The organism is Streptomyces sp. NPDC032126 (genome assembly GCF_055580085.1).
Window position 1 is genome coordinate 76,887 of the sequence record NZ_JBVIMA010000003.1, and the last position, 25,276, is coordinate 102,162.

Here is a 25,276-nt window from a genome sequence, read left to right on the forward strand (position 1 = left end):
CGACGGGGAAGCACAACGCTCACCCCGGCAGGCCCTGGGAGAGGTGGGTCAGGGGGCTATGCGTACGGGGCGATCCACGGTCACCTGGTCGGTTTCCGAGACCCGGATCGTCACCTTCATCGTCCAGGTTCCGGCGATCGGGAGGTTCACGGCGTTCGTCGCCCAGTAGCCGCCGCGGTCGGTCACGCCGGACTGGAGCGGGCCGATGTCACGGGCGGGCAGGGTGAAGGAGATACGCAGTTCGGGCACGGTGGCCAGGCCGCCGTCGGGGCCGTAGACCACGGCCTCGACCGCGTTGTCGCCGATACGGCCCGGATCCAGCGTCACCTGCACCGTGCCGCCCGCGCGGCCCACCCGGAACGGCACCATGGTCACCGAGGTCGCGGGGGGCGCGGCGGCCTGGCGGACGGTCTCCGCCTCGGCCTCCGCCCGGCCGGGCACGGTGCCGGTCAGCGCGGTCGTCAGCATCAGGACGACGGCGGAGACCAGCACCTCGATCAGCACCGAGCGGCGCAGTGCCCTGCGGTGCGCGTCCTCGGGCCCGCCGGCGTCGCCGTCCGCGGCCGCCGGTCGGCTACCGTCCCCGTCCGCGGCCGCCGGGGCCGCGATGCCCGCCCGTCCTCCCACCCGTTCCGGCACCTTGACCTCCTCCGCCGCCACGGCCGTCACCTCGGCGCGGGCCATGGCCCACCGCCCCACCAGCCCCCGCGACCAGGTCCCCAGCACCAGCAGCAGCGCCACCGCCGCCAGCTTGGCCAGCAGCAGCCGGCCGTACGACGTCTCGGTCAGCGCGGTCAGCGAGCCCAGGCCCCGCCAGGACTGGTAGACGCCGGTGACGGCGAGCACGGTCACCGACACCGTGGCCAGCCGGGAGAAACGGGCGACCGTGTCCACCGACAGGGATTCCGGCGCCCGCCGCAGCAGCACCAGCAGCGCCGCCAGCCCGCCGAGCCAGGCCGCCATCGCCAGCAGATGCAGCACCGACGACGCCATCGCCACCGGCACCTGGATCCCGGCGGACGCGTGCTCGGCCGCCGCCCAGGTCAGCGCCAGCCCGACGGCAACCGCCGCACCGGCCGCCCGCGGCCCGCGCGGCACCGGCCGACCCGCCCGTACGAGATTCCGCGCCCGTACGAGCAGCAGCGCACCCCCCGCCAGCAGCGCCAGGCGGGCCAGCAGCGCCAGGCCGGGGCGGCCGCCGAGGGTGCGGCCCAGGGCGTCCGGCGCGAACGCCCCCAGGGGGCCCTCGCCCGTCTCGTACGGCGCCCGGAGCAGCAACAGCAGCAGGGTCGAGCCGGTCAGCGCCCACCAGCCGATCCGCAGCGGCGCCCCCAGGGGACGTACGTCCGCCGGGCGGCACGCGGCGGCGAAGAGGGCGGTGCCGATGAGGAGGGCGGCGGCCAGGTAGGCGGCGAAGCGGGCGGCGCCGTACAGGCCGCCGGTGAGCGGGTCCTCCACGGGGCCGGTGTCGACCGTCGCCGTCGTCGCGGACGGGGCGCCCACCGAGAAGGTGAACGCCCCCGACACGGGGTGGCTGTCCGCCGACACCACGCGCCAGGCGACCGTGAAGGTGCCGTCGGCGAGGCCGGCGGGCAGGGTGACGCGGGCGGTGTCGGAGCGGCCGCCGGCGTGCTCGGCCTCGCCGGTCCTGACCCGGTGACCGCTCGGGTCGAGGACGCGGAAGGAGTCGTCCAGGAGCCCTACGGACTCGGTGAAGGCGAGGGTGACGCCGCGCGGGGCGGTCTTGAGGACGCTTCCGTCGGCGGGGTCGGTGCTTCTGAGGGCCGCGTGAGCCGATGCCTGGCCCACTCCTCCGAGGAGGAGCAGGACCAGCAGGGTGCCCAGCAGCACCAGCCGCTGAAGTCGCCCTCGTCCGCCGGGTCCGCCACCGCGTCCACACTCGCGCCCTTCGCCCACGTCGTGTCTCCGTCTTCGGGCTTGCTGCTCGCGGATAGGTACGGACGCGGCGGGCGGTGCGCTCAGCACGTCGCGTTCACGGCGCGTTCGGCATGGGGGGCGGGGTCACCTCGGGAAGGCTACCTCCCTGCGCAGAAAGGCCAGTTGGGCCCTCTTCTCCGGCAGGTACACATCCGGCAGGTCGACCTCGGGGAGGGTCACCACCGGGCCCGCCTCGAAGCCCTGCCGCAGGAAGCGGGCGATCGCCTTCTCGTTGCGCACGTCCGGGTCGACCACCACCCGCCTGCGGTCGAGGCCCAGCAGGACGTACGTCGCGAACGTGCCGAAGAGCGCGGCCGACCAGCCGGGACGCCTGCCCTTCGGCCCGGTCGGGGCGAGCAGCACGTGGACGCCGATGTCGCCGGGCTCGACCTCGTAGCACTCGGAGACCCGGTCCTCGGCCGGCTCGTAGAGCTGGAGCAGGGCGGCCGGGGTGCCGTCCAGCTCGGCGAGGAAGGCGTGGTGGGTGTCGAGGGTCGCCATATGGGCGTAGATCTCGGCGACTTGGGCCTGGGTCAGGCCGGTCATGCCCCAGAACGCGGCGCGTTCCTCGCTGACCCAGGCGTGGACCACGTCGGCGTCGCGCTCGGCGTCGAGGGGCCGCAGCCGGACCGTACCGAAGCCGGGGACCGGCTGCTCGTGGACGTGGGCCGGGTGCCGCTGCTCTTCAGCCGCTGCCGGCTGTTCAGGGACGGACATCGCTCTCCTTCTCCAGTCGCTCCCAGTCGGTGACGACCGGGGCCAGCTCGCCCCTCAGCCACAGGGGGAGCTGGTCGTGGTGGTGGGGGTGGCCGGGGGTTCCGTGGGCGCCGTGCGGGACGATCCAGCGGCTGTTCTCGCGGTCGGCCAGGTCCCAGACGTAGCGGGCGGCCGGGCCCCGGGCGGCGAGGTCGGTCCAGCCGGGGACGGCGGAGGTGCACAGCACGCAGTCGTGGTCGCCGGACAGGGCGGGGGACTCGGCGGACGGGTCGGGCAGCGCCCGCCAGGAGGCCAGGCGGTGGGTGTCGCCCCAGCGGGCGGGCGGGCGCACGGCGACCTCCTCCAGGGCGTCACGGACGAGCGCCGAACGGTCCACGCCGTACAACTCCTCGGCGCACAGCAGGTGTTCGAGGGCGAAGCCGATGCGGGGGATCAGCGCCAGCCAGGGGAGGAGGACCTCGGGGTAGGCGGGCGGGGTGGTCAGCGCGGCGAACGCCGGGTGGGCGGCGAGGCGTCGGACGACGGCGGTGCGCAACGCGGCGTAGGCGGCGGCCTCCCGGCTGTCGGCGTCCATGTGGCGGTCCCAGGCCAGGAGGCGGTCGCGGAGGGACGCGGCGGCGTCCGTGAGGGCGTCGAGGGAGCGCACGTGGTCCAGCAGCGGTGCGGCGGACGCGAGATACGTGTCCGTGTGGATCGCCGGCATGTCCGCCGCGGACCACTTCTCGCGCGCTTCGAGCAGCTCGCGGATGCGGTCGGCGCGGTGCGGCGGGGCGAACTCGACGCCCAGGTCGCGGGCCGGGCCGCGCTGGTTGGCCATCACCGCGAGGCCGTCGGTGAGGCCCGCGCGGGGCATCTCGTGCCAGCCCGTCCAGTCGTGGCCGGCCTCCCAGGCGGGCACCAGGCGGACGCGGTTGGCCTCGGAGCGCACGGGGACCCGGCCCGCGACCCGGTGCAGGAGGCCGCCCTCGGTGTCGGCGGCCTGGACGACGTTGACCGGCTCGACCCAGCCGTCGAGGGCCCGGTCGACATCGGCGACGCTACGGGCCCGCAGCAGCGGCAGGAGGACGCCGAAGCCGAGGTCACCGGTGACGCGGGGCGGATACCGGAGACTGACGGCCAACGGCACCTCCCCCTCACCGACCTTCTCGACACCGACCTCCTCGACACCGCCCTCCCGAAGCCCCTCCGGCCCCCCGGCGATCACCGGCCCCCGGCTGGTTTCGATCACCTCCAGCCGCACTGGGTCCGCGCCCGCCACCTGGACGTGTTCGGTGTGGTGGGTCGTGGGGTGCCAGGTGCCGTCGGGGCCGAGGGCCTCGATGCCGGTGTCGGTGCGGCGGAGGTGTTCGCGGTAGAGGTCCTGGTAGTCGGCCATGGCGTTGGTGATGGCCCAGGCGACCGTGCCCGTGTGGCCGAAGTGGGCGATGCCGGGGACGCCCGGGACGGCGAGGCCGACGACGTCGAACTCGTCGCAGGCCAGCCGGATCTGCTGGTAGACGCCGGGTTCCTCGATGAAACGGTGCGGGTCGCCGGCGATGACCGCCTGCCCGGTGACCGTGCGTTCGCCGCCGGCCAGCCAGCCGTTGCTGCCGGAGGTGGCGGGGCCGTCGACGGCGAACAGGCCGACCGCCTCGGGGCCGAGGTGCCGTACCGCCTCCTCGCGCCACAGCTTGGCGGGGAAGCCCGCGAAGAGGATGTGCGTGGAGAGCCAGACGGCGAGCGGGGTCCAGGGCTCCCAGCGGCCGGGGGCGAGTCCGACGCGGGCGAACTCGGGGGTGGTGCCGAGCCCTTCGTTCACGCCGTCGACGTAGGCCCGTACGAACGCGGCGCTCTCCGGATCGCGTTCCGCCAGCGTGTCGTAGCAGCGGCGGGCCGTGTCGGCGAGGCGGGCGCGGCGGGCGAAGACGTCCCAGGCGACGGCCTCGGGGCCCAGGAAGGACGCCGAGGTGCCCTGGGCTCGGTGGCGTTCGACCTCCAGCTGCCAGGACCGGTCGCGCGCGGTGACCAGGCCCTGGGCGCGGGCCAGGGCGAGTGGATCCGTGGCACGCAGGTGCGGCACGCCCCACGCGTCCCGGTATATCTCCGTCATCGCCCCTGCGCCTCCTCGCACTTTAGGTTAGCCTCACCTAAGTCATCGGTGAGGAATCGTACGCGAGGGATGGAGAGACCATGGCGCAGGGGCGGGGCTGGGAGGGCGCGGTCCTCAAGTTGATGCGGGCGAAGGACTTCACCCTCACCGTCACGGGCGCGGAGGACGTCACCCCGGACTACCGGCGGCTGCACCTCACCGACGGCGGGCTGCTCGCCGCGACCGGCGTCCACCCCACGATGTGGGTGCGGCTGTGGTTCCCCGGCGCCGCCCGGCCGCACCAGCGGGCCTACACGCTCGTCGGCCCGGACCCCGAAGCCGGCACCTTCTCCCTGGAGTTCGCCCTGCACGAGGGCGTCGCCAGCGACTGGGCGCGGGCCGCGCGGCCCGGCGACACCATCGAGGCGACCGTCCAGGGCACCGGCTTCGAACGGCCCGCGCCGGAGCCGACCCACGTCCTCGCGATCGGCGACCCGGCCTCGCTGCCAGCGATCAACTCCCTGCTCGACGCGCTCGGTTCCGCGCCGGCGACGATCTGGTTCGAGGGCGGCGACGACGGCCTGCCGCTCCCCGCCGGCACCGACCGGCACGAACTGCGCCGCGTCACCGGCGACCAGCTGGTCGAACGGGTGCGGGCCGAGCTGCCGGACCTGCTGACGGCCACCGCGGACCCGTACGTCTGGATCGCCTGCGAGGCGCGCACGACCCGGACCCTGTCGTCGTACGTCCGCAAGGAACTGGGCCTGCCCAAGGACCGCCTGCACGCGCTGGGGTACTGGCGCGCGGAGTGACGCCGCACGGCGATCACCGGCGTTTACGGCGATGATCGGGGCATGGACGTCACCCTGCACCTCGCCCAGGACCCGGAGGCCGACGCACTGCTGGGGCGCTCGCCGCTCGCCGCGCTGGTCGGGATGCTGCTCGACCAGCAGGTCCCGATGGAGTGGGCGTTCAAGGGCCCCCGGACCATCGCCGACCGGCTCGGCGCCGACGACCTCGACGCGCACGACATCGCCGCGCGCGACCCGGACGCCTTCGCCGCGCTGCTGTCGGAGAAACCGGCCGTGCACCGCTACCCCGGATCGATGGCCAAGCGCATCCAGCAGCTGTGCCAGTACCTCGTCGAGCACTACGACGGTGACGCCGAGGCCGTCTGGAAGGACGTCGGCGACGGCCGCGAGCTGCTGGCACGGCTGGAGGACCTGCCCGGCTTCGGCAAGCAGAAGGCCCAGATCTTCCTCGCCCTGCTGGGCAAGCAGCTCGGCGTCGCGCCGAAGGGGTGGCGGGAGGCGGCGGGGGCGTACGGGGAGTCCGACTGCCATCGCTCGGTCGCGGACATCACCGGGCCGGAGTCCCTGGCGAAGGTGCGGGCGCACAAGCAGGAGATGAAGGCGGCGAAGCGCTCCGCGGGCAAGGCCGCTCGTTAGCCGGGGCTTCGCGGCGGCCGGACGCGCCCACGCGGCGGAGCCGCACGCGGATTCGCGGTGCCCGGACGCGCCCAAGCGGCGGAGCCGCACGCGGATTCGCGGTGCCCGGACGCGCCCAAGCGGCGGAGTCGCACGCGGATTCGCAGCGGAGCCGGAGTCGCCCACGCGGCGGAGCCGCAAAGTGAGACGGCCCGCGCCCCGAGTGGCGGCTCCCCGGGCGCCGGTCTCAGCATGGAACATGACCGACGCACCCACCGGGTCCGCCTGGGGTCCGGAGTACGACGACCGCAAGGTCCACCACGCCGGGCATCATCCGCCGGGCGTGCCCCATGAGCCCGAGCCGGCCTTCGAGGGGCCGCTGCACGCCCTGTCCCGTGCCGCCTGGCAGGTCGTGCTGCTCACCGGCATCGCCTCACTGATCCTCGGCGTCCTGGTCCTCGTCTGGCCGGGCGCCTCGCTCTTCGCGGCCGGCGTGCTCTTCGGCGTCTACCTGGTGATCAGCGGCGTCTTCCAGCTGATCGCCGCGTTCGGCACCCACCGGACGACCAGCCTGCGCGTGCTGGCCTTCATCAGCGGCGCCCTGTCGATCGTGCTGGGCCTGTTCTGCTTCCGCGGCCCCATGCAGTCGATCCTGCTGCTCGCCCTGTGGATCGGCATCGGCTGGCTGATCCGCGGGATCACCCAGACCCTGGCCGCCGCCTCCGACCCGTCGATGCCGGCGCGCGGCTGGCAGATCTTCCTCGGCGTCCTCACCTTCGCCGCGGGCGTCGTACTGATCGACTCCCCCTTCGAGTCGGTCGCGGTACTGACCCTCGTCGGCGGCATCTGGCTGGTCGTGGTCGGCGTCGTGGAGATCATCACCGCGATCGGCATCCGGAGCCGGGCGCGCCAGGTGCCGCGCACGGTGTGAGAACTGGGCCGGACGGGTGGTTCCGGCGAGCCGTGCGATGGGGCGCGGACGGGCCGGGGGCAGACGCTCTACGTGAGCACCGTACGACGCCGTCCGCGCGGCCCCACCTGGCTGCGGGTGCTCGTCCTGCTGCTCGCGCTCCTCGTACCCGGCGAGGCGTACGCGGCACCGGAGGCGGTGGTGGGCGCCGGGAGCGTCGTCGAGATCGAGCACGACGCCGGGGAACCGGCGGCCCTGCGCCCAGCGGAGCACCGGCCCCTACCGCCCTTGCGGCCCGCCCCGCTGCGGCAGCAGGCCGACCCCGCGAGCCGCCCCGTCCCACCCGCGCCGACCCCGTCGTACGACCCTCCGCGCGCCCTGCGGAGCGTGATCCTGCGCTGCTGACAGCCCGCCCCCCCCCCGGAAGGACTGTCGGATCGACGCAAGGAGCACGGACAGCCATGCCCTCAGACCCGTACGCGGTCCTGCGCGCCCTGGTGCGCGCCGAGGCCGCGCGCAGCGCGCCGAAGGCGGAGGGGAAGACACCACCCCCGCCGCAACGGCCGGAGACGCCGCGAAAGCCACAGACGCGCTGAGCGTTAGGCGCCCCGGCGGAGGCGGCCCCCACCACCTCCGCCGGACCGCGCCGTCCCCACCGGGGAGCCGGGTGACAGCGGGTGACAGCCGGGTGACGAAGAACACGTCGGGCTTCTTCCGGGGGAACAGCCGGGCGGTCCCGACGGTGGGCTCCGGGAGCGCCTCGGGACCCCGTTTGTTTCCTGTTCACACCAGTTCAGGGCGGTATTTCCGGCGTCGCACTCCGTCGCCATGGCTGCGCCCGGAACGTCTGGGCCGGTAGGCTTTCCGTGTGATCTTCAAGCGCATCGGAAACGGCCGGCCGTACCCCGACCACGGCCGGGAAAGCACCCGGCAGTGGGCGGACGTCGCACCGCGCCCGGTCCGCCTCGATCAGCTGGTGACGACGAAGGGGCAACTCGACCTGGAGACGCTCCTGGCCGAGGACTCGACCTTCTACGGCGACCTCTTCGCCCACGTCGTGAAGTGGCAGGGCGACCTGTACCTGGAGGACGGACTGCACCGCGCGGTCCGTGCCGCGCTCCAGCAGCGCCAGGTGCTCCACGCGCGCGTGCTCGAACTGGACTGACCCGCCGCGTCCGACCGCCGCCCCGCCACCCGCAGTCAGGGCGCTTGGCCCTTTCGGGTTCACCTGAGCGGTGTCGAATGATCATCTAGTAGGCACGGCCGCCCCGGCGCACTACGCTGCGCCCATGAGCATGCTGACTCCCCCCGGCATGGGCGGCCAGTACCGGATCACGGGGGACAAGTACCCGCGGATGCGCCCGCCCCGGCGGCGCGGGCGGATGGTGGCTCTCGTGGTCGCCGGCGGTACCGTACTCGGCGTGGCCGGCTGGGGAACTCTGCAGCTCATCGACGTCTTCACCGGGAACAACGGGACCGCTTCTGCGGCCGGTTCCACGGCGGACTGCGGGACGGCGAGGACGACGGCCGGGACACGTACGGCCGCAGCGCCGACCGCCGCCGTCAAGCTGCCCAAGCCCGGGCAGATCACCGTGAACGTCTTCAACGCCACCACCCGGTCCGGGCTCGCGAAGACCACCGCCGACGAGCTGAAGAAGCGGGGCTTCGCCATCGGCGAGGTCGGGAACGCGCCCAAGGAGTACGACAAGAAGGTCACCGGGACCGGGATACTCCTCGGCCCCGCGTCCGCCCTGAACACCTCGCTCCCGGTGCTCGGCACCCAGCTCGCCGGCGCGCAGCGACGCACCGACGCGGCCCGCGAGGACGCCGCCCTCGACCTGATCATCGGCAACGGCTTCAAGACGCTGAGTTCGAAGGCGGAGGCCGACAAGGCACTGGCCGCACTGACCGCGCCCAAGCCGGCGCCGGCCGTCAAGAAGGGCTGCTGAGGGGCTCCGCCGGGGGCGCGGTCGTGCTCGGGCGCGGTGGCCTTCGGCCTCGCTACTCCGCCGCGCCGTACAGGCGGTCGCCCGCGTCTCCCAGCCCCGGCACGATGTAGCCGTGCTCGTTGAGGTGGTCGTCGACGGCCGCCGTCACCACGGTCACCGGCGTGCCCGCCAGCTCGCGCTCCATCACCTCGACGCCCTCGGGGGCGGCGAGGAGGACCACCGCGGTGACGTCGTCCGCGCCGCGCTTGATCAGCTCGCGGATCGCCGCGACGAGCGTGCCGCCGGTGGCCAGCATCGGGTCCAGGACGTACACCTGGCGGCCGGAGAGGTCCTCCGGCATGCGGGAGGCGTACGTGGACGCCTCGAGCGTCTCCTCGTTGCGGATCATGCCCAGGAAGCCCACCTCGGCGGTCGGCAGCAGGCGGACCATGCCGTCCAGCATGCCGAGGCCGGCCCGCAGGATCGGCACGACCAGCGGGCGGGGGTGGGAGAGCTTGACGCCGGTGGTGGCGGTGACCGGGGTCGTGATGTCGACCGCTTCGGTGCGCACGTCGCGCGTGGCCTCGTAGGCGAGCAGGGTGACCAGTTCGTCGGCGAGCCGGCGGAAGGTCGCGGAGTCCGTGCGCTGGTCGCGCAGCGTGGTGAGCTTGTGGGCGACCAGGGGGTGGTCGACGACGTGGAGACGCATGTCCACAACATTAACCGGGCGGGGTGGGCACCGTCGGGCCGCACACCCTCACGCTGCGCGAACCTCAGGCCCCGTATTGGTCCGATTGCTGGCGTCAAACCCACCGACCGGGGGAAAGTGGGAAGGACGGGAAGGGGCGGTGAACCGCGTCCCGGAGCGGGGAGGTGTGCCTATGCCCGATCTGCCAGAACGGACCACCGAGAGCGACGCCGAGCGGCGCCGCCGGCGAGCGCAGTTCCTGCGGGACCTCGCCGAGGCCCGGGCTCTGCGCGACCGCGTCCAGCCGCGCCGCGCGAAGGCCGCCCGGCTGCGGCACGCGATGCGCATGCGCACCTTCCGCTGGTAGCGGAACGGGAGTTGGCCCCGTACCCGAAGCCGCCGCGAACGCGCCGGGAACGTACCGGGAAGATCACATACGTGGCGGCCGCCCGGGGGTGGGCCGTGCGTGGACGCGTTGGAAAGCCGCGTACGATCCGCTGTTGGCGGCAACGAGTGCGCTGGTGAGGTCGCTTGCGCACGTGTCACCCGGGTGCCACCCGGATGCGCGCGGACAAGCGATCAAAAGTGCCAGACACAGGGAGCCGAAGACGTCCCCTGAACGCCTTGTTTCTGCCACGATTCCGAGTGGGTGGGGCTCGGAGCCTGAGCTCTCTCCGCCCGCGACCTCCGCCGGGGGGACCCCCAACCGGCACGCCTATGACCAGTGGGAGAGTCACGGTGTACTTCGCCGCACTGCTCGCGCGCACCGAAGACGGGTGGGAAGCGAGCGACACAGAGCTCGACGATGTGGAAACCCTGTCGGATCTCGCCGACCTGGCCCGGGAGTCCTCCGGCGACGACGACGACACGGTTCTCGTCTTCATCGAGCAGGAGGACTCGTGGTTCGGCATCGTCCGTGTGGACGGTGAGGAAGACCCACGCGTCTACGTCTCCGATGCCGCTGCCGCCGCCCGCAGCTCGTACGGCGAGCTCCTGCTCACCGACGAACTGCTCGGCCGGGACCCGGCCGACGACAACGACCTGGACGCCCTCGACCTCGACGGCACCGAGGACGGCGAGGACGAGGACGACGAGGACGCCGTTGACGGCGGCTCCGCCGAGGCCGTGCCGCACGGCCCGGTCGGCGACGCGGGCATCCTCGACGACCTCGGCATCGGCGAGAAGGAGCTGAAGTCGCTGTCGGAGGACGCGCTCGCCGAGATCGCCGAGGTGCTGGGCGCCTCGGAGGTCCTGGAGACCGTCCGCTGACCGCACCCATCGACGGGGGCCGGGCACCCGACCCCGTACGCGACCGCTGGCGGGCCGCGATGCGGCTCGCCCTGGACGAGGCCCGGCTGGCCGTCCGGGGCGGGGACGTTCCCGTCGGCGCCGTCGTGCTGGCCGCCGACGGCGAGACCGTGCTGGCCGCGGGTCACAACGAGCGCGAGGCCACCGGCGACCCCACCGCCCACGCGGAGGTGCTCGCCGTGCGGCGGGCGGCCGAGCGCCTCGGGGAGTGGCGGCTGACCGGCTGCACGCTGGTGGTCACCCTGGAGCCGTGCACCATGTGCGCGGGCGCGATCGTGCAGTCCCGGGTGGACCGGGTGGTCTACGGCGCGCGCGACGACAAGGCCGGCGCGGCCGGCTCGCTCTGGGACGTCATACGCGACCGGCGGCTCAACCACCGCCCCGAGGTGATCGAGGGAGTCCTCGCCACCGAGTGCGCGACCCTCCTCACGGACTTCTTCCGCGACCGCTGAGAACCGATTTCCAACCTGGTCCGGGCGTGCTGTAAGGTCTCCCTCGGTAGCGTGTCCGAGCGGCCGAAGGAGCTCGCCTCGAAAGCGAGTGTGGCGCAAGTCACCGAGGGTTCAAATCCCTCCGCTACCGCAGAGAGAAGGGGCGCCCGGTTCGATGAACCGGGCGCCCCTTCTGCCGTGTCCTGCGTCGGTCCGCCGTCTGACTCAGAAGGGCCCCGCCGGTCCGGCGGGGCCCTTCTCGTGGAGGCGGATCCTCAAGTGCGCGTCCGTTACGGGGGAAAGCGTGACGCGCACCCCGCAGTGAGGGTCCGTTCCCTGCGACCCTCGGACTCCTGCCGGATCCGTTCGGCCACGTCTCCATCCTGCGCGCCCCGGCGCGTGCTGCGGCGCGCCGAAGGGCCCATCCCTCAAGCCGATGGTCCTTAAATACGATGACGGGTAGGACGTGAGAGCTACACTCACGGCCGCAACAGGGGGCCCTAGAGGCACATCACTCGCAGGGGAGGCCGCGGTGGCGGTGAATGCCAAGAAGATCGCCGTCTACGTACTCGTGGTCTTCGTGCTGTACGTGATCATCACGGACCCGGCCAAGGCGGCGGACTACGTCCAGATAGGGTTCGAGGGCATATCGGACGCCGCGAAGGCCATCGGCGAGTTCTTCACCTGGTTGGCCAACGGGGCCAAGTAGGGAGTGCCCATGATCCGCCACCTGGTCCTCTTCAAGCTCCACGAGGGCGTCGAGCGTGACGACCCCCGGGTCGTGGCGGGCGTGGAGGCCTTCCGCGCACTGGACGGCAAGATCCCCGAGATCCGGTTCTGGGAGCTGGGCTGGAACCTCAGCGACCGCCCCATCGCCTACGACTTCGCGATCAACTCCGGGTTCGACGACGCGGACGCCCTGCGGACGTACGTCGAGCACCCCGAGCACCAGGCGGGCGTGGCGCTGTGGAAGGAGTTCTCCACCTGGGTGATCGCCGACTACGCGTACTGAGCGCACACCCGGCGTACCCAAGCGCACACCGAGCCGCGACCGCTCGCCGCAGAAGCCCCTCGCCCGAATGGCGGGGGGCTTTCGTGCGCCTATACCCAAAACTCTCCCCCGACATGGTGTTATGCGGTGCTTGCACACAGTGCACATGTCTTGTGATGCTATGACCGCTTTTGACGGATGAGTTGACCGACGACGAGGTGGAGTTGACCGTGCCGGCCAGTACTGCGCCTCAAGCACCACCCCAGGAGCCGGCCCCGGCGCCACGCAGCCGCGGGGCCGACACCCGGGCGCTGACCCAGGTCCTCTTCGCCGAGCTCAAGGAGCTCCAGCCGGGCACGCCGGAGCACAACAGGGTGCGGGGGGCGCTCATCGAGGCCAACCTCCCGCTCGTGCGCTACGCCGCCGCCCGCTTCCGCTCCCGCAACGAGCCGATGGAGGACGTCGTCCAGGTCGGCACGATCGGCCTCATCAACGCCATCGACCGCTTCGACCCGGACCGGGGCGTGCAGTTCCCGACGTTCGCGATGCCGACCGTCGTCGGCGAGATCAAGCGCTACTTCCGCGACAACGTCCGTACGGTGCACGTGCCGCGTCGGCTGCACGAGCTGTGGGTGCAGGTCAACAGCGCGACGGAGGACCTCACCACCGCCTTCGGACGCACCCCGACGACCGCGGAGATCGCCGAGCGGCTGCGGATCGGCGAGGACGAGGTCCTGTCCTGCATCGAGGCGGGCCGCTCGTACCACGCGACCTCCCTGGAGGCCGCCCAGGAGGGCGACGGACTGCCCGGCCTCCTGGACCGCCTCGGCTACGAGGACCCGGCGCTGGACGGGGTGGAACACCGCGACCTGGTCCGCCATCTGCTGGTCCAGCTTCCGGAACGCGAACAGCGAATCCTGCTGCTGCGCTACTACAGCAACCTCACCCAGTCCCAGATCAGCGCGGAACTCGGCGTCTCCCAGATGCATGTGTCGCGGCTTCTGGCGCGCAGCTTCCAGCGGTTGCGCTCCGCCAATCGGATCGACGCGTGATCGTACGGTGGTTCGAGCCGTAGGCGGGAAGCGGATCGTACGGACGCTCGACGGGTCACCGTAGAGAACGAATCGCTCAGCGGCTCCCTTCCCGGCGAATCTGGGCTGAAAAACCGTCACACCCCCTGTTTCCAGGGCTGTTTCGTGACTCACATGTCGACATGTCACTACAGCGTGTTGCCGACATGTGACATTCTGCGGGAAGCGCGTTTGCCGGGGCTCAGGCTCCGGTATTCAGGTGAAGGCTGGCGTTCCTCTCCAGGGAGCGTTCGCCGCGACCGTCCCGCGACCCAAAGGGGGTGGCATGTCCGCAGACCAGGGCAGCTCGAAGGTGCTCACGCTCACGAAGAGCGAGTCCGCGCCCGTCGAGCCCGACGTGCTCGACGACGTCACGGCCCTCGAGGCCGCGCCGGCCCCGGCGATCACCACCTCGGGGTCCATCGACACCCGCACCCTGTCCCGCTCCCTGTTCCTGCGGCTCGCCGCCCTCGACGAGGACAGCCCCGAGCGCGCGTACGTCCGCGACACGCTCATCGAGCTGAACCTCCCGCTCGTGCGCTACGCCGCGGCCCGCTTCCGCTCCCGCAACGAGCCGATGGAGGACATCGTCCAGGTCGGCACGATCGGCCTGATCAAGGCGATCGACCGTTTCGACTGCGAACGCGGCGTGGAATTCCCGACGTTCGCCATGCCTACCGTCGTCGGTGAGATCAAGCGCTTCTTCCGCGACACGTCCTGGTCGGTGCGCGTCCCGCGCCGGCTCCAGGAGCTGCGCCTGGCGCTGACCAAGGCGAGCGACGAACTGTCGCAGAAGCTGGACCGCTCCCCGACGGTGACCGAACTGGCGGCGGTGCTCGGCGTCTCCGAGGAGGACGTCGTCGACGGCCTGGCGGTGGGCAACGCCTACACCGCCTCCTCGCTCGACTCCCCGGCCCCCGAGGACGACGGCGGCGAGGGCTCCCTGGCCGACCGCCTCGGCTACGAGGACAGCGCGCTGGAGGGCGTGGAGTACCGCGAGTCCCTGAAGCCGCTCCTGGCCAAGCTGCCGCCGCGCGAGCGCCGCATCATCATGCTGCGCTTCTTCGCCAACATGACCCAGTCGCAGATCGGCGAGGAGGTCGGCATCTCCCAGATGCACGTGTCCCGCCTCCTGACGCGAACCCTGGCGCAACTCCGCGAGGGCTTGATCAGCGACTGAGCCGGCGGTCCGGGGCCCCCTGAGTTGCCTGGGGCCTGGGGCCTGGAGGTCTTGGAGCCTGGAGGTCTTGGGGCGCTGTCGGAGCCCTGGGGCCCGGGGGTCTTGGGGTTCTCCCGGAGCCCTGGGACCTTGGGCCCTGGGGCCTTGGGCCGCGGGGCCTGGGGGCCTTGGGCCGCGGGGCCTGGGGGCCTGGGGGTCTTGAGGCGCTCTCGGAGCAATGGGGCCCGGGGGCCTTGGGGTCGCGGGGCGCTCTCGGAGCAATGGGGCCCGGGGGCCTTGGGGTCGCGGGGCGCTCTCGGAGCCCTGGGTCCCGGAGGGCCTGGGGGTCGTGGGGCGCTGTCGGAGCCCTGGGGCCTTGGGTGGGAGAGCCTGGGTGGGGCCCGGGGGCCTTGGAGCGCAATCGGAGCCCTGGGGGCCCGGGAGGGCCTGAATGCCTGGGGGCCTGGTGGCCTGGAGGCCCAGGTGGGACGGGATCTTGGGGCGCTCTCGGAGCCCTGGGGCCTGGGACGCGGGGGCCTTGGAGCGCAATCGGAGCCCTAGCGGCCCGGGTGGGCCCGGGGGCCTGAGGCTTCCTTTCTGACGGGTCGTCAGTGACACTGGCCGGATGCGACGGCCGACTTGGACGCATGGCCGCCGGGGCGCCGCACTGGCCGCTTCGGCGGCCGTCTGCGCGGGGGCGCTGACGGTGGCGTACGCGATGAACGGCGGTACAGGCAGGGAGGGTTACGTCGCGATCGGCGCGGCGGGAGGAAGAACACCGGGAGCGACGCACCCGACGGGTGACGTGCGGCTGGTGCCGCTGGACGGCCCGAAGGGCACGGCCGACTCCCGTACCGGGCAGCCGAATCCCCCGGCGGAGTCAGTGTCACCGCCGACCGGCACCTCACCGGCGGTAGCGACGATCGCCCCGCCCGCCCACGGCATCCGGCAGCCCCCGGCGCCCAAGGCCACGCCGAGTCCCTCAGCCACCCCGACGCCCGCTCCCCCGCTGCTGACCGCCGGCACCCCGGTCCGCACCGCCGCCGACCGGCGCTGGTGCGAGAACGTGACCCTGCCTCTGCGCAACTCGGGCGGTACGGCGGTGACTTCGGGCACGGTCGCCTTCGGCACGCACATCATCGACTCGCTCGGCATCGACTGGGCGACGATCAGGTCGACACAGCCCCTGCCCGTCCCGATCGCACCGGGTACGGCAACACGGGAGAGCTGGACCGTGTGCGTGGAGTCCTGGCGCGTCCCCCTCGGCATGCATATCGAGACACGGGACGTGAGCGTCGACTGGAAGTGACGACCGGCCCCATCAACGACCGGCCCCATCAACCACCGGCCGCCACCGGTTACTTCAGCGCCAGCCAAGCGACCGCCGCGACGATCGCCACGGCCGCGACGATGCCGATGATCAGGCCGATACGCGGACCGGACGCCGGAGCGGCCTGCTGACGGGACCCCTGCGGGGTGCCCTCGTCGACGAACGCGCGGAACATCTGGGTGCTGCCGGCGGGGTCGTAGTTGCCCTGGGGGCCCTGGGTGTTAGCCATGCCCCGAGACCCTAGCGAAGACGCCCGGCACCACCCAAGCGGGGGTCAGGGCAGACCGCTACTTGCCTTTGCCAACTTTTTGCGACCCCGCAGACGCTTTTATTTGCCTGCAGCAACCAAACGGTCTTATGGTTGCCCTAAGCAACGAAATGTGGGAGGTGAGTGAGATGGCCGAGCAGGCGCAGTACGAGGAGTTGATCCAGCAGTTCAGCGCGTTCGGTGCCGTGAAGCGGGAGGTGGGGCGGACCCTGCCGCCCGACTGTCCCGCCGGTTCCGCCGCCGTACTGACGCTGCTGCACCGCGACGGCGCCATGCGCATGAGCAGGCTCAGCGAGCTGCTCGCCGTCGACATGTCGGTCACCAGCCGCCATGTCACCCACCTCGCCGAACGCGGCTGGATCGACCGCTCCCCCGACCCGGCGGACAAGCGCAGCCGCATCCTGCACCTCACCCCGGCCGGCCGGGACCAGGTGGACGAGCTGTCCCGCCGTACGACCCGGATGCTCGCCGAGCGGCTGAGCGACTGGACCGACGAGGAGGTCGCCCAGCTCACCCGGCTCATGGCCCGGCTGCGGGACAGCTTCGGCGACTGCCGGGCAGCGGCCCTCCGGCCACCGCCCCCCGCACAGACCACCACCCGTACACCCGCGACGACATAAGAGAAGGAAACCCATGGCAACGACCACACCAGCCGGTGTGCGGGCTCACGCCAAGCACGGGGGAGGTGCCGCCGGGCACGCCCCGATGTCGCACCGGCAGATCATGGAGGCGCTCTCCGGGCTGCTGCTCGGCATGTTCGCCGCCATCCTGTCCTCGACCATCGTCTCCAACGCCCTCCCCGAGATCATCAAGGACCTCGGCGGTGGCCAGAGCGCCTACACCTGGGTCGTCACCGCCGCGCTGCTGTCCATGACGGCCTCGACCCCTCTGTGGGGCAAGCTCGCCGACCTGGTCAGCAAGAAGGCGCTCGTCCAGATAGCGCTCGTCATCTACATCGTCGGCTCGGTCGTCGCCGGTCTCGCGCAGAACTCCGGCATGCTCATCGGCGCCCGCGTCATCCAGGGTCTCGGCGCCGGCGGTCTCACCGCGCTCGCCCAGATCATCATGGCCGCGATGATCTCGCCGCGGGAGCGCGGCCGTTACTCCGGCTACCTGGGCGCCACCTTCGCCGTCGCCACCGTCGGCGGTCCGCTGGTCGGCGGTGTCATCACCGACACCGACTGGCTCGGCTGGCGCTGGTGCCTCTACGTCGGTGTGCCCTTCGCGATCATCGCGCTGTTCGTGCTCCAGAAGACCCTGCACCTGCCCGAGACCAAGCGCGAGGTCAAGGTCGACTGGGCCGGCGCCTTCTTCATCACCGCCGCCGTCAGCCTGCTCCTCATCTGGGTGACGTTCGCCGACGACAAGTACGACTGGCTGTCCTGGCAGACGTACACGATGGTCGGCGGGGCCCTGCTGCTGGCCCTCGTCTTCCTCTTCACCGAGACCAGGGCGAGCGAGCCGATCATCCCGCTGTACCTGTTCCGCAACCGCACCATCGCGCTCGCCTCGCTGGCGTCGCTGTTCGTCGGCATCGCGATGTTCGCCGGCACGGTCTTCTTCAGCCAGTACTTCCAGCTGGCCCGCGACAAGTCCCCGACGATGTCCGGCGTCATGACGATCCCGATGATCGCGGGCCTGTTCGTCTCCTCCACCGTCTCCGGGCAGATCATCACCAAGACCGGCAAGTGGAAGGCGTGGCTGGTCACGGGCGGTGTGCTGCTGACGGCGGGCCTGGGCCTGCTGGGCACCATGCGCTACGACACCGACTACTGGAAGATCGCCCTGTTCATGGCGGTCATGGGCCTCGGCATCGGCATGATGATGCAGAACCTGGTGCTGTCCACCCAGAACCAGGTCGCCCCGCACGAGCTCGGCGCCGCCAGCTCGGTCGTCACCTTCTTCCGCTCCCTCGGCGGTGCGGTGGGCGTCTCCGCGCTCGGCTCGGTGATGTCGACCCGGATCACGCACTACGCCAAGGAGACCATCACCTCCCTGGACCCGCAGACGCAGGCGGCCGCGGCGAAGGCGAGCGGCAGCGGAGCGCTGCCCGACATGGACCTGCTGCCTGCCCCGGTCCGCACCTGGCTGGAGGGCGCCTACGGCCACGGCATCGCCGACATCTTCCTCTACGTGGCCCCGATCGCCTTCCTCGCCTTCCTGGTGACCCTGTTCATCAAGGAGGTCCCCCTGCGGACGACCGGCGCGCTGGCGCAGGCGGCGGAGCAGAAGGCCGGGGCACCCGCCCCGTCGCCGGCGGCCGAGGTGCCCGCGGCGCCCGTGGCCGCCGACGGCGAGGAGAACGCGCAGGAGCCGATCGCGGCCGACGACGAGAGCGGCACCGGTGGCACGGGCGGCGGCGTGACGGCTGCCGACCACCGGTGAGCAGGGCGAGTTCTCCCTGTCGGGGCGGGTGCCGGGCGCGGTGACCGTCGCGGTGCGCTGACGGTCACCGGTGCAGGCGGTGCGGGAGGACGTACTGCCCCTAGGCTGAGGCCATGGCACCGAACATCGCGACGAACACCCGTGTCTCCCTGGACGAGTTGCTGGACTTCGTACGGCCCCGGCACCGGGCGATCCTGCTGACCCGGCGCGGCGACGGCGGACCCCAGGGTTCGCCGCTGACCTGCGGCGTCGACGACTCAGGGCGGATCGTGGCCTCCACCTATCCGGACCGGGCCAAGACGCGGAACGCCAAGCGGGACGACCGGGTCAGCGTGATCGTGCTCAGCGACGACTGGAACGGGCCCTGGGTGCAGATCGACGGCACGGCGGAGGTCATCGACGCGCCGGAGTCCGTGGAGCCGTTGGTCGAGTACTACCGGAACATCGCGGGCGAGCATCCCGACTGGGACGAGTACCGCGCCGCCATGGTCAAGCAGGGCAAGTCGATCATCCGGGTCACGCCCGAGCGGTGGGGGCCCGTGGCGACCGGAGGTTTTCCGGCTCGGCTCGTGTCGGAGGAGTGAGGGGCGCCCGCCCGATCACTCGGGGGGCTGTGCCGTCCCACTTCGTTCCGTGATCGCCTCGATCCCTGCCACCAGGAGATCCAGGGCGAAGTCGACGTCGCTCTCCTGACCGACCTCGACCGTCCCGTAGCCGTACACGAACTGGTACACCGCCGAGATCGCGCCGCTGATGCCGTGCTCGGGCAGGCCGGTGCGGCGGACGATCCGCTCCACCGCGCGCGCGAAGGCGAGGGCGTTCGGGCCGATCGTGAGGTGGCGGCCGACGAGCGAGGACAGCCAGGGGTGGCGCACCAGCAGGGCGCGGTACTCGGCGGCGAGCCCGCGCAGCTGCTCGCGCCAGTCGGCGGTGTCGTCGTCGGGGCCGGTCAGGGTCAGTTCGCCGAAGATCTTGTCCAGGGCGAGTTCGAGGAGTTCGTCCTTGGTGTCCACGTACCAGTACACGGACATCGCGGTGACGTTCAGCTCCCCGGCGAGCCGCCGCATGGAGAACCTGTCCAGCCCCTCGGCGTCCAGCAGCCGCACGGTGACCTCGGTGATGCGGTCCCGGTCGAGCCCGGAGGGCTGCGCCCGCCTGCGGCGCGCCTTGCCGGACAACCACACGCTGCCGCGCGAGGCCGGGTGCTGAGCTCCGGCCACCATGGACCCACCTCCTTCGAAGGCCTCACCGGTCAAAGATGCTAGGGCGAGGCGGCCTCGTCGACGAGTACGCAAAGAGGGCGGTGGCCGTGGCCACCGCCCCCTCTTTCTGCTCAGCGAACCGTCGCTCCTGTCGTCAGCCGCTCGCCTTCCGCGTCAGGTCGTAGAACGTCGCCGAACCGACCGTGACCTTCTGGAAGTTGGCCTCGACCCACGCGGTGATCTGCGACGACGTACCGGAGTTGCCGCCCATGCCGCCACCGCCGGTGCCGCCGCCGATGAAGTAGTGGATCCTGCCGTCCGCCACGTACTGCTGGAACTGCGCGAGCGTCGGGGACGGGTCGGTGCCGTTGAAGCCGCCGATCGCCATCACCGGCTCACCGGTGGCCAGCTGGTAGCTCGCCGCGTTCTGGGCGCCGATCGCGGCCGCCGCCCAGGTGTGGTCGCCGGCGTTCGTCTCCAGCAGCTTCTTGGCCTCGGCGGAGACGCCGGCACCGTTCAGCAGGCCGCCGACGCCACCGCCGCCTCCGCCCATGCCGTCGCCGGGGAAGCCTTGGCCCTGGCGGCCCTGGGTGTTCCCGTTGCCGTTCGGCTGATTCGGCTGGCTCGGCTGACCCTGTTGGCCCGGCTGACCCTGTTGGCCCTGTTGCCCCTGTTGGCCCGGCATCCCGCCGCCGAAGCCGCCGAAGCCGCCGCGGCCCATGCCACCGCCGCCGGGACCGCCGCCCCGGCCGCCCATCCTGGACGCGCCCGCCGGGCCCGCCGTGACGATGGAGCCGGTGTGGCCCTCCTGGAGGGTGCTGATGGTGTACGCCGTCGGTCCCGCCAGCGCCGCCACCACGCTCACGGACGCCGCGGCGAGGGCGAGCCGGCGCGTGACGCGGCCCGCGAAGATCAGACCGAGCGCGCCGGTCAGGCCGCCGACGAGGACCAGCCACTTCAGCCAGGGCAGGTAGTCGGGGGTGCGGTCGAGCAGGACGTACGACCATGTGGCCGCGGCGACGACGGAGGCGGCGAGGGCGAGCGACGCCCAGGTCTCCGCGCGCTTCTCCCACAGCAGCCCGGCGCCCATGCCGATCACGGCCGCGAGGTAGGGGGCGAGGGCCACGGTGTAGTACTGGTGGAAGATGCCCGCCATGAAGCTGAAGACGATCGTGGTCATCAGCAGCGAGCCGCCCCAGACCAGGAACGAGCCGCGGGTGACCGAGGTCCTGCGCGCCTTGCGGGTGGCGACCAGTCCGGCCACCAGCAGGATCAGCGCGGCCGGGAGCAGCCAGGAGATCTGGCCGCCGATCTCGGAGTTGAACATCCGATCCCAGCCGGTCTCGCCCCACTGCCCGGTGTTGCCACCGCCACCGCCGACGCTGCCGGTCTCCTCGCCGTTGAGCCGGCCGAGGCCGTTGTAGCCGAAGGTCAGCTCCAGGAAGGAGTTGTTCTGCGAGCCGCCGATGTACGGGCGGGAGGACGCCGGCCACAGTTCGACGATCGCGACCCACCAGCCGGCGGAGACGATCAGCGAGCCCGTCGCCGCGGCCAGCTGGACGAGCCGCTTCTTCAGGGTCACGGGCGCGCAGACGCCGTAGACGAGGGCGAGCGGGGGGAGGATCAGGAACGCCTGGAGCGTCTTGGCGAGGAACGCGAAGCCGATCGCGGCTCCGGCCCACAGCAGCCACTTCGTCCGGCCGTCCTCCAGGCCCCGGACGACGAGGTAGCAGGCCACGGCCATCAGCAGGGCCAGCATCGCGTCCGGGTTGTTGAACCGGAACATCAGCGCCGCGACCGGGGTGAGCGCGAGCACCGCGCCCGCGATCAGACCGGCGGCCGGGCTGAAGCGGCGGCGGACGGCGGCGTACACGACGGCGACCGTGCCGACGCCCATCAGCACCTCGGGGACGAGGATCGCCCAGGAGTTCAGGCCGAAGATCCGCACCGACAGCGCCATCGGCCACAGGGACGCCGGGGGCTTGTCGACGGTGATCGCGTTGCCCGCGTCCAGCGAGCCGAAGAAGAACGCCTTCCAGGACTCGCTGCCGGCCTGCACGGCGGCCGAGTAGAAGGAGTTGGCGTAGCCGGAGGCGCTGAGGTCGTAGAGGTAGAGGAGGAGGGTGGTGAGGAGGAGGCCGAGGAAGGCGGGGCGGGCCCAGCCGGGGTCCTCGGGGCGCCCGCGCCACAGTCTCCGGAGGAAGGGCTGCTCCGGCTCACCCGAGCGGGGTTCCACGGTGGCGGGCCCAGGCGGGGCGGCGGGGGGTGGGCCCCAGGTCTGCCGGTCGTAGTGCGTGGTCATCGGGCGTCCCCCTGGTCCGTGCCGTGGTCGTGCGGGTGCTGCACGGGGCGCTGCGGAAGGGGGCCGTACGAGGGCTGTGCGGCGCCGGGGTCGGTGGCGTGGGAGGACGGCGTTTCCGCGGTGGCCTCCCTGCGGTCGCCGAAGACCCATACGCGCAGGAGCAGGAAGCGCAGGACCGTCGCGGCGAGGTTGGCGGCGACCAGGACCGCCAGTTCGGTGACGTGCGAGGGGTCGTCGGTCGCCGAGTCGAGGGCGAGCAGGGAGCCGCTGGTCAGCGCGAGGCCGATGCCGAAGACGACGAGGCCCTGCGCCTGGTGCTTGACCGCCCCGCCGGAGCCGCGCACCCCGAAGGTGAGGCGGCGGTTGGCGGCGGTGTTGGCGATCGCGGAGATCAGCAGGGCGAGCGCGTTGGCCACCTGCGAGCCGCTGAACAGGCGGAAGCCGCTGTAGAGCAGCAGGTAGAAGAGCGTCGACAGACCGCCGACGACACAGAAGCCGACGAGCTGCCGGGCCAGTCCCTTGGGTACGTCCATGATCTCGCGGTCGCGGGGGTCGTCACCGAACGGCCTGGTCAGCCGGTCCAGCGGAAGCGAACCGGTGGCCAGCGCCTTCCCTACGCGCCACACCCCTTTCAGGTCCTCGGTCGCCGTCCTCACGATGTGCACCGTGGAGTCCGGGTCGTCGACCCAGTCGACCGGCACCTCGTGGATACGGAGGCCGGCGCGCTCGGCGAGCACCAGCATCTCAGTGTCGAAGAACCAGCCCGTGTCTTCCACCAGAGGGAGCAGAACCTGGGCGACGTCCCGGCGGATCGCCTTGAAGCCGCACTGTGCGTCCGAGAAGCGCGCCTGGAGGGAGCCGCGCAGGATCAGGTTGTAGGAGCGGGAGATGAACTCGCGCTTGGCGCCGCGCACCACCCGGGAGCTGCGGGCCAGCCGGGAGCCGATCGCCAGGTCGGAGTGGCCGGAGATCAGCGGCGCCACCAGCGGCAGCAGCGCGTTCAGATCGGTGGACAGGTCCACGTCCATATAGGCGAGGATCGGCGCGTCCGAGGCCGACCAGACGGTCCGCAGCGCACGTCCGCGGCCCTTCTGCTCCAGCCGGAAGGACGTGACCTCCGGCAGCCGCTCCGCGAGCCGCCGCGCCACGTCCGGGGTGGAGTCGGTCGACGCGTTGTCGGCGACCGAGATGCGGAACGGGTACGGGAAGGTGCGGGCGAGGTGCTCGTGCAGTCGCTCGACGCACGGCCGGAGGTCCTTCTCCTCGTTGTGGACGGGGACCACCACGTCCAGGACGGGCGTCCCGGCGACCGCGGCCGGGAGATGCTCCCGCGCCGGCAGGGTGCCGGGAGAGGAGGCGGCCGCGAGGCCGGGCGACGGGGCCGGCATGAGGCCGGCTGAAGAGTCGGTTCGCATGGCGTCGACTCTCGTCAAGCGCCCTGTCGCACCCATGTGGCGGCACTGTGCTGTGCCTGTGAGTCCGGTTGCCGGTTCGTTTCGGGCGCGGGCAGAGGGAAGGCGGCCTGGGCGAGCGCGGGCAGATGCACCGTGAACACGGTCCGGCCGGGCGCGCTGTCGACGGTGACGGCGCCGCCGTGCGCGGTCGTCACGGCCTGCACGATGGCGAGGCCGAGGCCGGTCGAGCCGGTGGCGCGGGAGCGCGCGGAGTCGCCGCGGGCGAACCGTTCGAAGACGTGCGGGAGCAGGTCCGGCGGGATGCCCTGGCCGTTGTCCTCGATGTCCACGCACAGCCATGGCCCCTGGCGCCGCACGCGCGCGGTGACGGTCGTCCCGGGCGGTGTGTGGGTGCGGGCGTTGCCGAGAAGGTTGACGAGGACCTGTTGCAGGCGGGCCGCGTCGGCGGAGACCAGGGCGGGCTCGTCGGGCAGCTCAAGGCGCCAGACGTGGTCGCGTCCGGCCGCGCGGGCGTCGCTGATGGTGTCGACGACGAGCGGGACGAGGTCGGTCTGCTCGAACTGGAGCGGCCGTCCGGCGTCGAGCCTGGCCAGCAGCAGGAGGTCCTCGACGAGCAGCGTCATCCGGCCCGCCTCGGACTCGATACGGCCGAGGGCGTGCCGGGTGTCGGGGCCGACCTGTTCCCTGCCGCGCCGGGTCAGCTCGGCGTACCCGCGGATCGACGCGAGGGGCGTGCGCAGCTCGTGACTGGCGTCGGCGACGAACTGCCGTACCCGCGTCTCGCTCTGCTGGCGGGCGTGCAGGGCGCCGTGGACGTGGTCGAGCATGCGGTTCAGCGCGGAGCCGACCCGGCCGACCTCGGTGTGCGGGTCGCACTCGGACTCGGGGACGCGCTCGCTGAGGTTGACCTCGCCGGTGTGCAGGGGCAGCTCGGAGACCCGGGTGGCGGTGGCCGCGACCTTGCGCAGCGGGCGGGTCGCGACACCGACGATCACCGTGCCGGCCAGGGAGGCGGCGATGAGGCCGGCGGCGGTGACGCTGACCTCGACGATGATCAGGGTGGTGATCGTGGAGTCGGCTTCCTCGGTGGGGATGGCGACGTAGTACGTCCCCCTGTTGCCGTCGACGTACCGGACCCGGTAGGTGCCGAGGCCGGGCAGGTCGACGGTGTGCGGCTTCTGGTCCTGGGCGACCTGGCCGAGCACCTCGATCTGGGGCTCGGTGAGGCTCCTGGCGCTCATGTCGGGGTAGCCGTTGCCGTTCTTCGACTTCTCTCCGACCTTGCCGCTGCTGATCGAGCCGTTCTCGACCCTGGCGATCAGGGTGCTGCCGCTGGGCTGCGGGCCCCGGGTGACGAACTCGGTGAGGTCGGTCGGCTCAGAGGCCTTGTCCTGCTGGAGGAGCCGGGCGCTGTCCTTGCCGGGCGGGACGACCCCGCCGGCGGCGCGCATGGCGACCTCCTTCAGCGACTCGTTCAGCTGGTCGTACAGATGCGATCGCAGGGCGAGCGTGGTGACCGTGCCGATCACCGCGCACACCACCGCGATCAGCGTCACCGACGCGACGACGAGCCGGGTCCGCAGGGTACGCGGCTGACCGGCTCGCCGCTTCGGCCTCCGCTGCGTCCCAGGGCCTCTCTTTCGGATCTTGCCGGGGTCGCGGGGTCTGGCACGCCCATCTGCGGCGTTGTCGTCGGTTGCCGACTCCCCCACGCTCGGCTTCGCTCGCGCGGGGGGACC

The 25,276-nt window shown here is 72.2% G+C and carries 26 protein-coding genes, 1 tRNA gene and 1 pseudogene; 19 read left to right on the forward strand and 9 right to left on the reverse strand.

Translation table 11 applies throughout. The features are described 5' to 3' along the window. Positions 1–48: 48 nt before the first annotated feature. The 3 genes from ACZ5NW_RS13300 to ACZ5NW_RS13310 form a co-directional block, all read right to left on the reverse strand. Positions 49–1,851: a copper resistance CopC/CopD family protein gene (locus ACZ5NW_RS13300; protein WP_468744478.1), complete on the reverse strand. Its 1,803-nt coding sequence runs from the start codon at positions 1,849–1,851 to the stop codon at positions 49–51. 171 nt (positions 1,852–2,022) lie between these two features. Then, positions 2,023–2,655 carry a GNAT family N-acetyltransferase gene (locus ACZ5NW_RS13305; RefSeq protein WP_468743934.1) on the reverse strand — a complete coding sequence of 211 codons (633 nt, stop codon included), beginning with the start codon at positions 2,653–2,655 and terminating at the stop codon, positions 2,023–2,025. Next, a complete protein-coding gene (locus ACZ5NW_RS13310) occupies positions 2,642–4,744 on the reverse strand; it encodes a penicillin acylase family protein (RefSeq protein WP_468743935.1) in 2,103 nt (700 codons plus the stop codon). Before ACZ5NW_RS13310 ends, ACZ5NW_RS13305 begins: the two co-directional genes overlap by 14 nt. 80 nt (positions 4,745–4,824) lie before the next feature. Here ACZ5NW_RS13310 and ACZ5NW_RS13315 point away from each other — a divergent pair, with 80 nt between their 5' ends. The 7 genes from ACZ5NW_RS13315 (at position 4,825) to ACZ5NW_RS13345 (ending at position 9,009) form a co-directional block, all read left to right on the forward strand. Next, positions 4,825–5,535, forward strand: a complete 711-nt coding sequence (locus tag ACZ5NW_RS13315; RefSeq protein ID WP_468743936.1) for a siderophore-interacting protein — start codon at positions 4,825–4,827, stop codon at positions 5,533–5,535. 42 nt (positions 5,536–5,577) lie between these two features. After that, entirely contained in the window at positions 5,578–6,171 is a 594-nt protein-coding gene (locus ACZ5NW_RS13320) for an HhH-GPD-type base excision DNA repair protein (protein ID WP_468743937.1), read from the forward strand. Between the two features lie 238 nt (positions 6,172–6,409). Continuing rightward, complete coding sequence (locus ACZ5NW_RS13325) at positions 6,410–7,081, forward strand: HdeD family acid-resistance protein (RefSeq protein WP_468743938.1); 672 nt, start codon at positions 6,410–6,412, stop codon at positions 7,079–7,081. A 72-nt stretch (positions 7,082–7,153) separates the two neighbouring features. After that, a complete protein-coding gene (locus ACZ5NW_RS13330; RefSeq protein WP_468743939.1) occupies positions 7,154–7,465 on the forward strand; it encodes a hypothetical protein in 312 nt (103 codons plus the stop codon). Positions 7,466–7,521: 56 nt separating this feature from the next. Then, positions 7,522–7,656, forward strand: coding sequence for a hypothetical protein (locus ACZ5NW_RS13335; RefSeq protein WP_468743940.1), 135 nt, complete (start codon positions 7,522–7,524; stop codon positions 7,654–7,656). A gap of 272 nt (positions 7,657–7,928) precedes the next feature. Further along, positions 7,929–8,225, forward strand: coding sequence for a type II toxin-antitoxin system VapB family antitoxin (locus ACZ5NW_RS13340; RefSeq protein WP_003999914.1), 297 nt, complete (start codon positions 7,929–7,931; stop codon positions 8,223–8,225). A gap of 148 nt (positions 8,226–8,373) precedes the next feature. Next, positions 8,374–9,009 carry a LytR C-terminal domain-containing protein gene (locus ACZ5NW_RS13345; RefSeq protein ID WP_468744479.1) on the forward strand — a complete coding sequence of 212 codons (636 nt, stop codon included), beginning with the start codon at positions 8,374–8,376 and terminating at the stop codon, positions 9,007–9,009. 52 nt (positions 9,010–9,061) lie between these two features. Here the strand turns inward: ACZ5NW_RS13345 and upp are convergent, their stop codons facing one another. After that, positions 9,062–9,697 carry a uracil phosphoribosyltransferase gene (gene upp / locus ACZ5NW_RS13350; RefSeq protein ID WP_468743941.1) on the reverse strand — a complete coding sequence of 212 codons (636 nt, stop codon included), beginning with the start codon at positions 9,695–9,697 and terminating at the stop codon, positions 9,062–9,064. A 172-nt stretch (positions 9,698–9,869) separates the two neighbouring features. Here upp and ACZ5NW_RS13355 point away from each other — a divergent pair, with 172 nt between their 5' ends. From ACZ5NW_RS13355 to ACZ5NW_RS13395, 9 genes are all read left to right on the forward strand, one after another. Next, entirely contained in the window at positions 9,870–10,043 is a 174-nt protein-coding gene (locus ACZ5NW_RS13355; protein WP_468743942.1) for a hypothetical protein, read from the forward strand. A gap of 371 nt (positions 10,044–10,414) precedes the next feature. After that, entirely contained in the window at positions 10,415–10,945 is a 531-nt protein-coding gene (locus ACZ5NW_RS13360) for a tRNA adenosine deaminase-associated protein (RefSeq protein WP_468744480.1), read from the forward strand. A gap of 59 nt (positions 10,946–11,004) precedes the next feature. Continuing rightward, positions 11,005–11,436 (forward strand): tRNA adenosine(34) deaminase TadA, encoded by a 432-nt coding sequence (tadA, locus tag ACZ5NW_RS13365; protein ID WP_468743943.1) that lies wholly within the window; start codon positions 11,005–11,007, stop codon positions 11,434–11,436. Positions 11,437–11,481: 45 nt separating this feature from the next. Continuing rightward, a tRNA-Ser gene (locus ACZ5NW_RS13370) sits at positions 11,482–11,566 on the forward strand. 381 nt (positions 11,567–11,947) lie between these two features. Beyond that, positions 11,948–12,124 (forward strand): hypothetical protein, encoded by a 177-nt coding sequence (locus ACZ5NW_RS13375; RefSeq protein WP_468743944.1) that lies wholly within the window; start codon positions 11,948–11,950, stop codon positions 12,122–12,124. A 9-nt stretch (positions 12,125–12,133) separates the two neighbouring features. Next, the gene (locus ACZ5NW_RS13380) at positions 12,134–12,427 is read left to right on the forward strand and encodes a Dabb family protein (protein ID WP_468743945.1); all 294 of its coding nucleotides are present in this window, start codon (positions 12,134–12,136) and stop codon (positions 12,425–12,427) included. A gap of 170 nt (positions 12,428–12,597) precedes the next feature. Then, positions 12,598–13,458, forward strand: a complete 861-nt coding sequence (locus tag ACZ5NW_RS13385) for an RNA polymerase sigma factor SigF (RefSeq protein ID WP_468743946.1) — start codon at positions 12,598–12,600, stop codon at positions 13,456–13,458. A 304-nt stretch (positions 13,459–13,762) separates the two neighbouring features. Beyond that, entirely contained in the window at positions 13,763–14,656 is an 894-nt protein-coding gene (locus tag ACZ5NW_RS13390) for an RNA polymerase sigma factor SigF (RefSeq protein WP_468743947.1), read from the forward strand. A gap of 604 nt (positions 14,657–15,260) precedes the next feature. After that, positions 15,261–15,944, forward strand: coding sequence for a hypothetical protein (locus tag ACZ5NW_RS13395; RefSeq protein WP_468743948.1), 684 nt, complete (start codon positions 15,261–15,263; stop codon positions 15,942–15,944). Between the two features lie 49 nt (positions 15,945–15,993). On the opposite strand, the gene ACZ5NW_RS13400 is transcribed toward ACZ5NW_RS13395, so the two are convergent. Beyond that, positions 15,994–16,194 carry a hypothetical protein gene (locus tag ACZ5NW_RS13400; RefSeq protein ID WP_468743949.1) on the reverse strand — a complete coding sequence of 67 codons (201 nt, stop codon included), beginning with the start codon at positions 16,192–16,194 and terminating at the stop codon, positions 15,994–15,996. A gap of 167 nt (positions 16,195–16,361) precedes the next feature. Here ACZ5NW_RS13400 and ACZ5NW_RS13405 point away from each other — a divergent pair, with 167 nt between their 5' ends. The 3 genes and pseudogenes from ACZ5NW_RS13405 (at position 16,362) to ACZ5NW_RS13415 (ending at position 19,202) form a co-directional block, all read left to right on the forward strand. Then, positions 16,362–16,853, forward strand: coding sequence for a MarR family winged helix-turn-helix transcriptional regulator (locus ACZ5NW_RS13405; protein ID WP_468743950.1), 492 nt, complete (start codon positions 16,362–16,364; stop codon positions 16,851–16,853). Between the two features lie 85 nt (positions 16,854–16,938). Further along, positions 16,939–18,561: pseudogene (locus ACZ5NW_RS13410) on the forward strand (MDR family MFS transporter); the annotation flags it as partial. Between the two features lie 170 nt (positions 18,562–18,731). After that, positions 18,732–19,202, forward strand: coding sequence for a PPOX class F420-dependent oxidoreductase (locus ACZ5NW_RS13415; RefSeq protein WP_468743951.1), 471 nt, complete (start codon positions 18,732–18,734; stop codon positions 19,200–19,202). A gap of 15 nt (positions 19,203–19,217) precedes the next feature. Here ACZ5NW_RS13415 and ACZ5NW_RS13420 read toward each other — a convergent pair whose 3' ends face one another. From ACZ5NW_RS13420 to ACZ5NW_RS13435, 4 genes are all read right to left on the reverse strand, one after another. After that, positions 19,218–19,841: a TetR/AcrR family transcriptional regulator gene (locus tag ACZ5NW_RS13420; protein ID WP_468743952.1), complete on the reverse strand. Its 624-nt coding sequence runs from the start codon at positions 19,839–19,841 to the stop codon at positions 19,218–19,220. Positions 19,842–19,974: 133 nt separating this feature from the next. Then, positions 19,975–22,122 carry an ArnT family glycosyltransferase gene (locus ACZ5NW_RS13425; RefSeq protein WP_468743953.1) on the reverse strand — a complete coding sequence of 716 codons (2,148 nt, stop codon included), beginning with the start codon at positions 22,120–22,122 and terminating at the stop codon, positions 19,975–19,977. Then, a complete protein-coding gene (locus tag ACZ5NW_RS13430; protein ID WP_468743954.1) occupies positions 22,119–23,537 on the reverse strand; it encodes a bifunctional glycosyltransferase family 2/GtrA family protein in 1,419 nt (472 codons plus the stop codon). Before ACZ5NW_RS13430 ends, ACZ5NW_RS13425 begins: the two co-directional genes overlap by 4 nt. 14 nt (positions 23,538–23,551) lie before the next feature. After that, positions 23,552–25,183: an ATP-binding protein gene (locus ACZ5NW_RS13435; protein ID WP_468744481.1), complete on the reverse strand. Its 1,632-nt coding sequence runs from the start codon at positions 25,181–25,183 to the stop codon at positions 23,552–23,554. Positions 25,184–25,276: the final 93 nt, after the last annotated feature.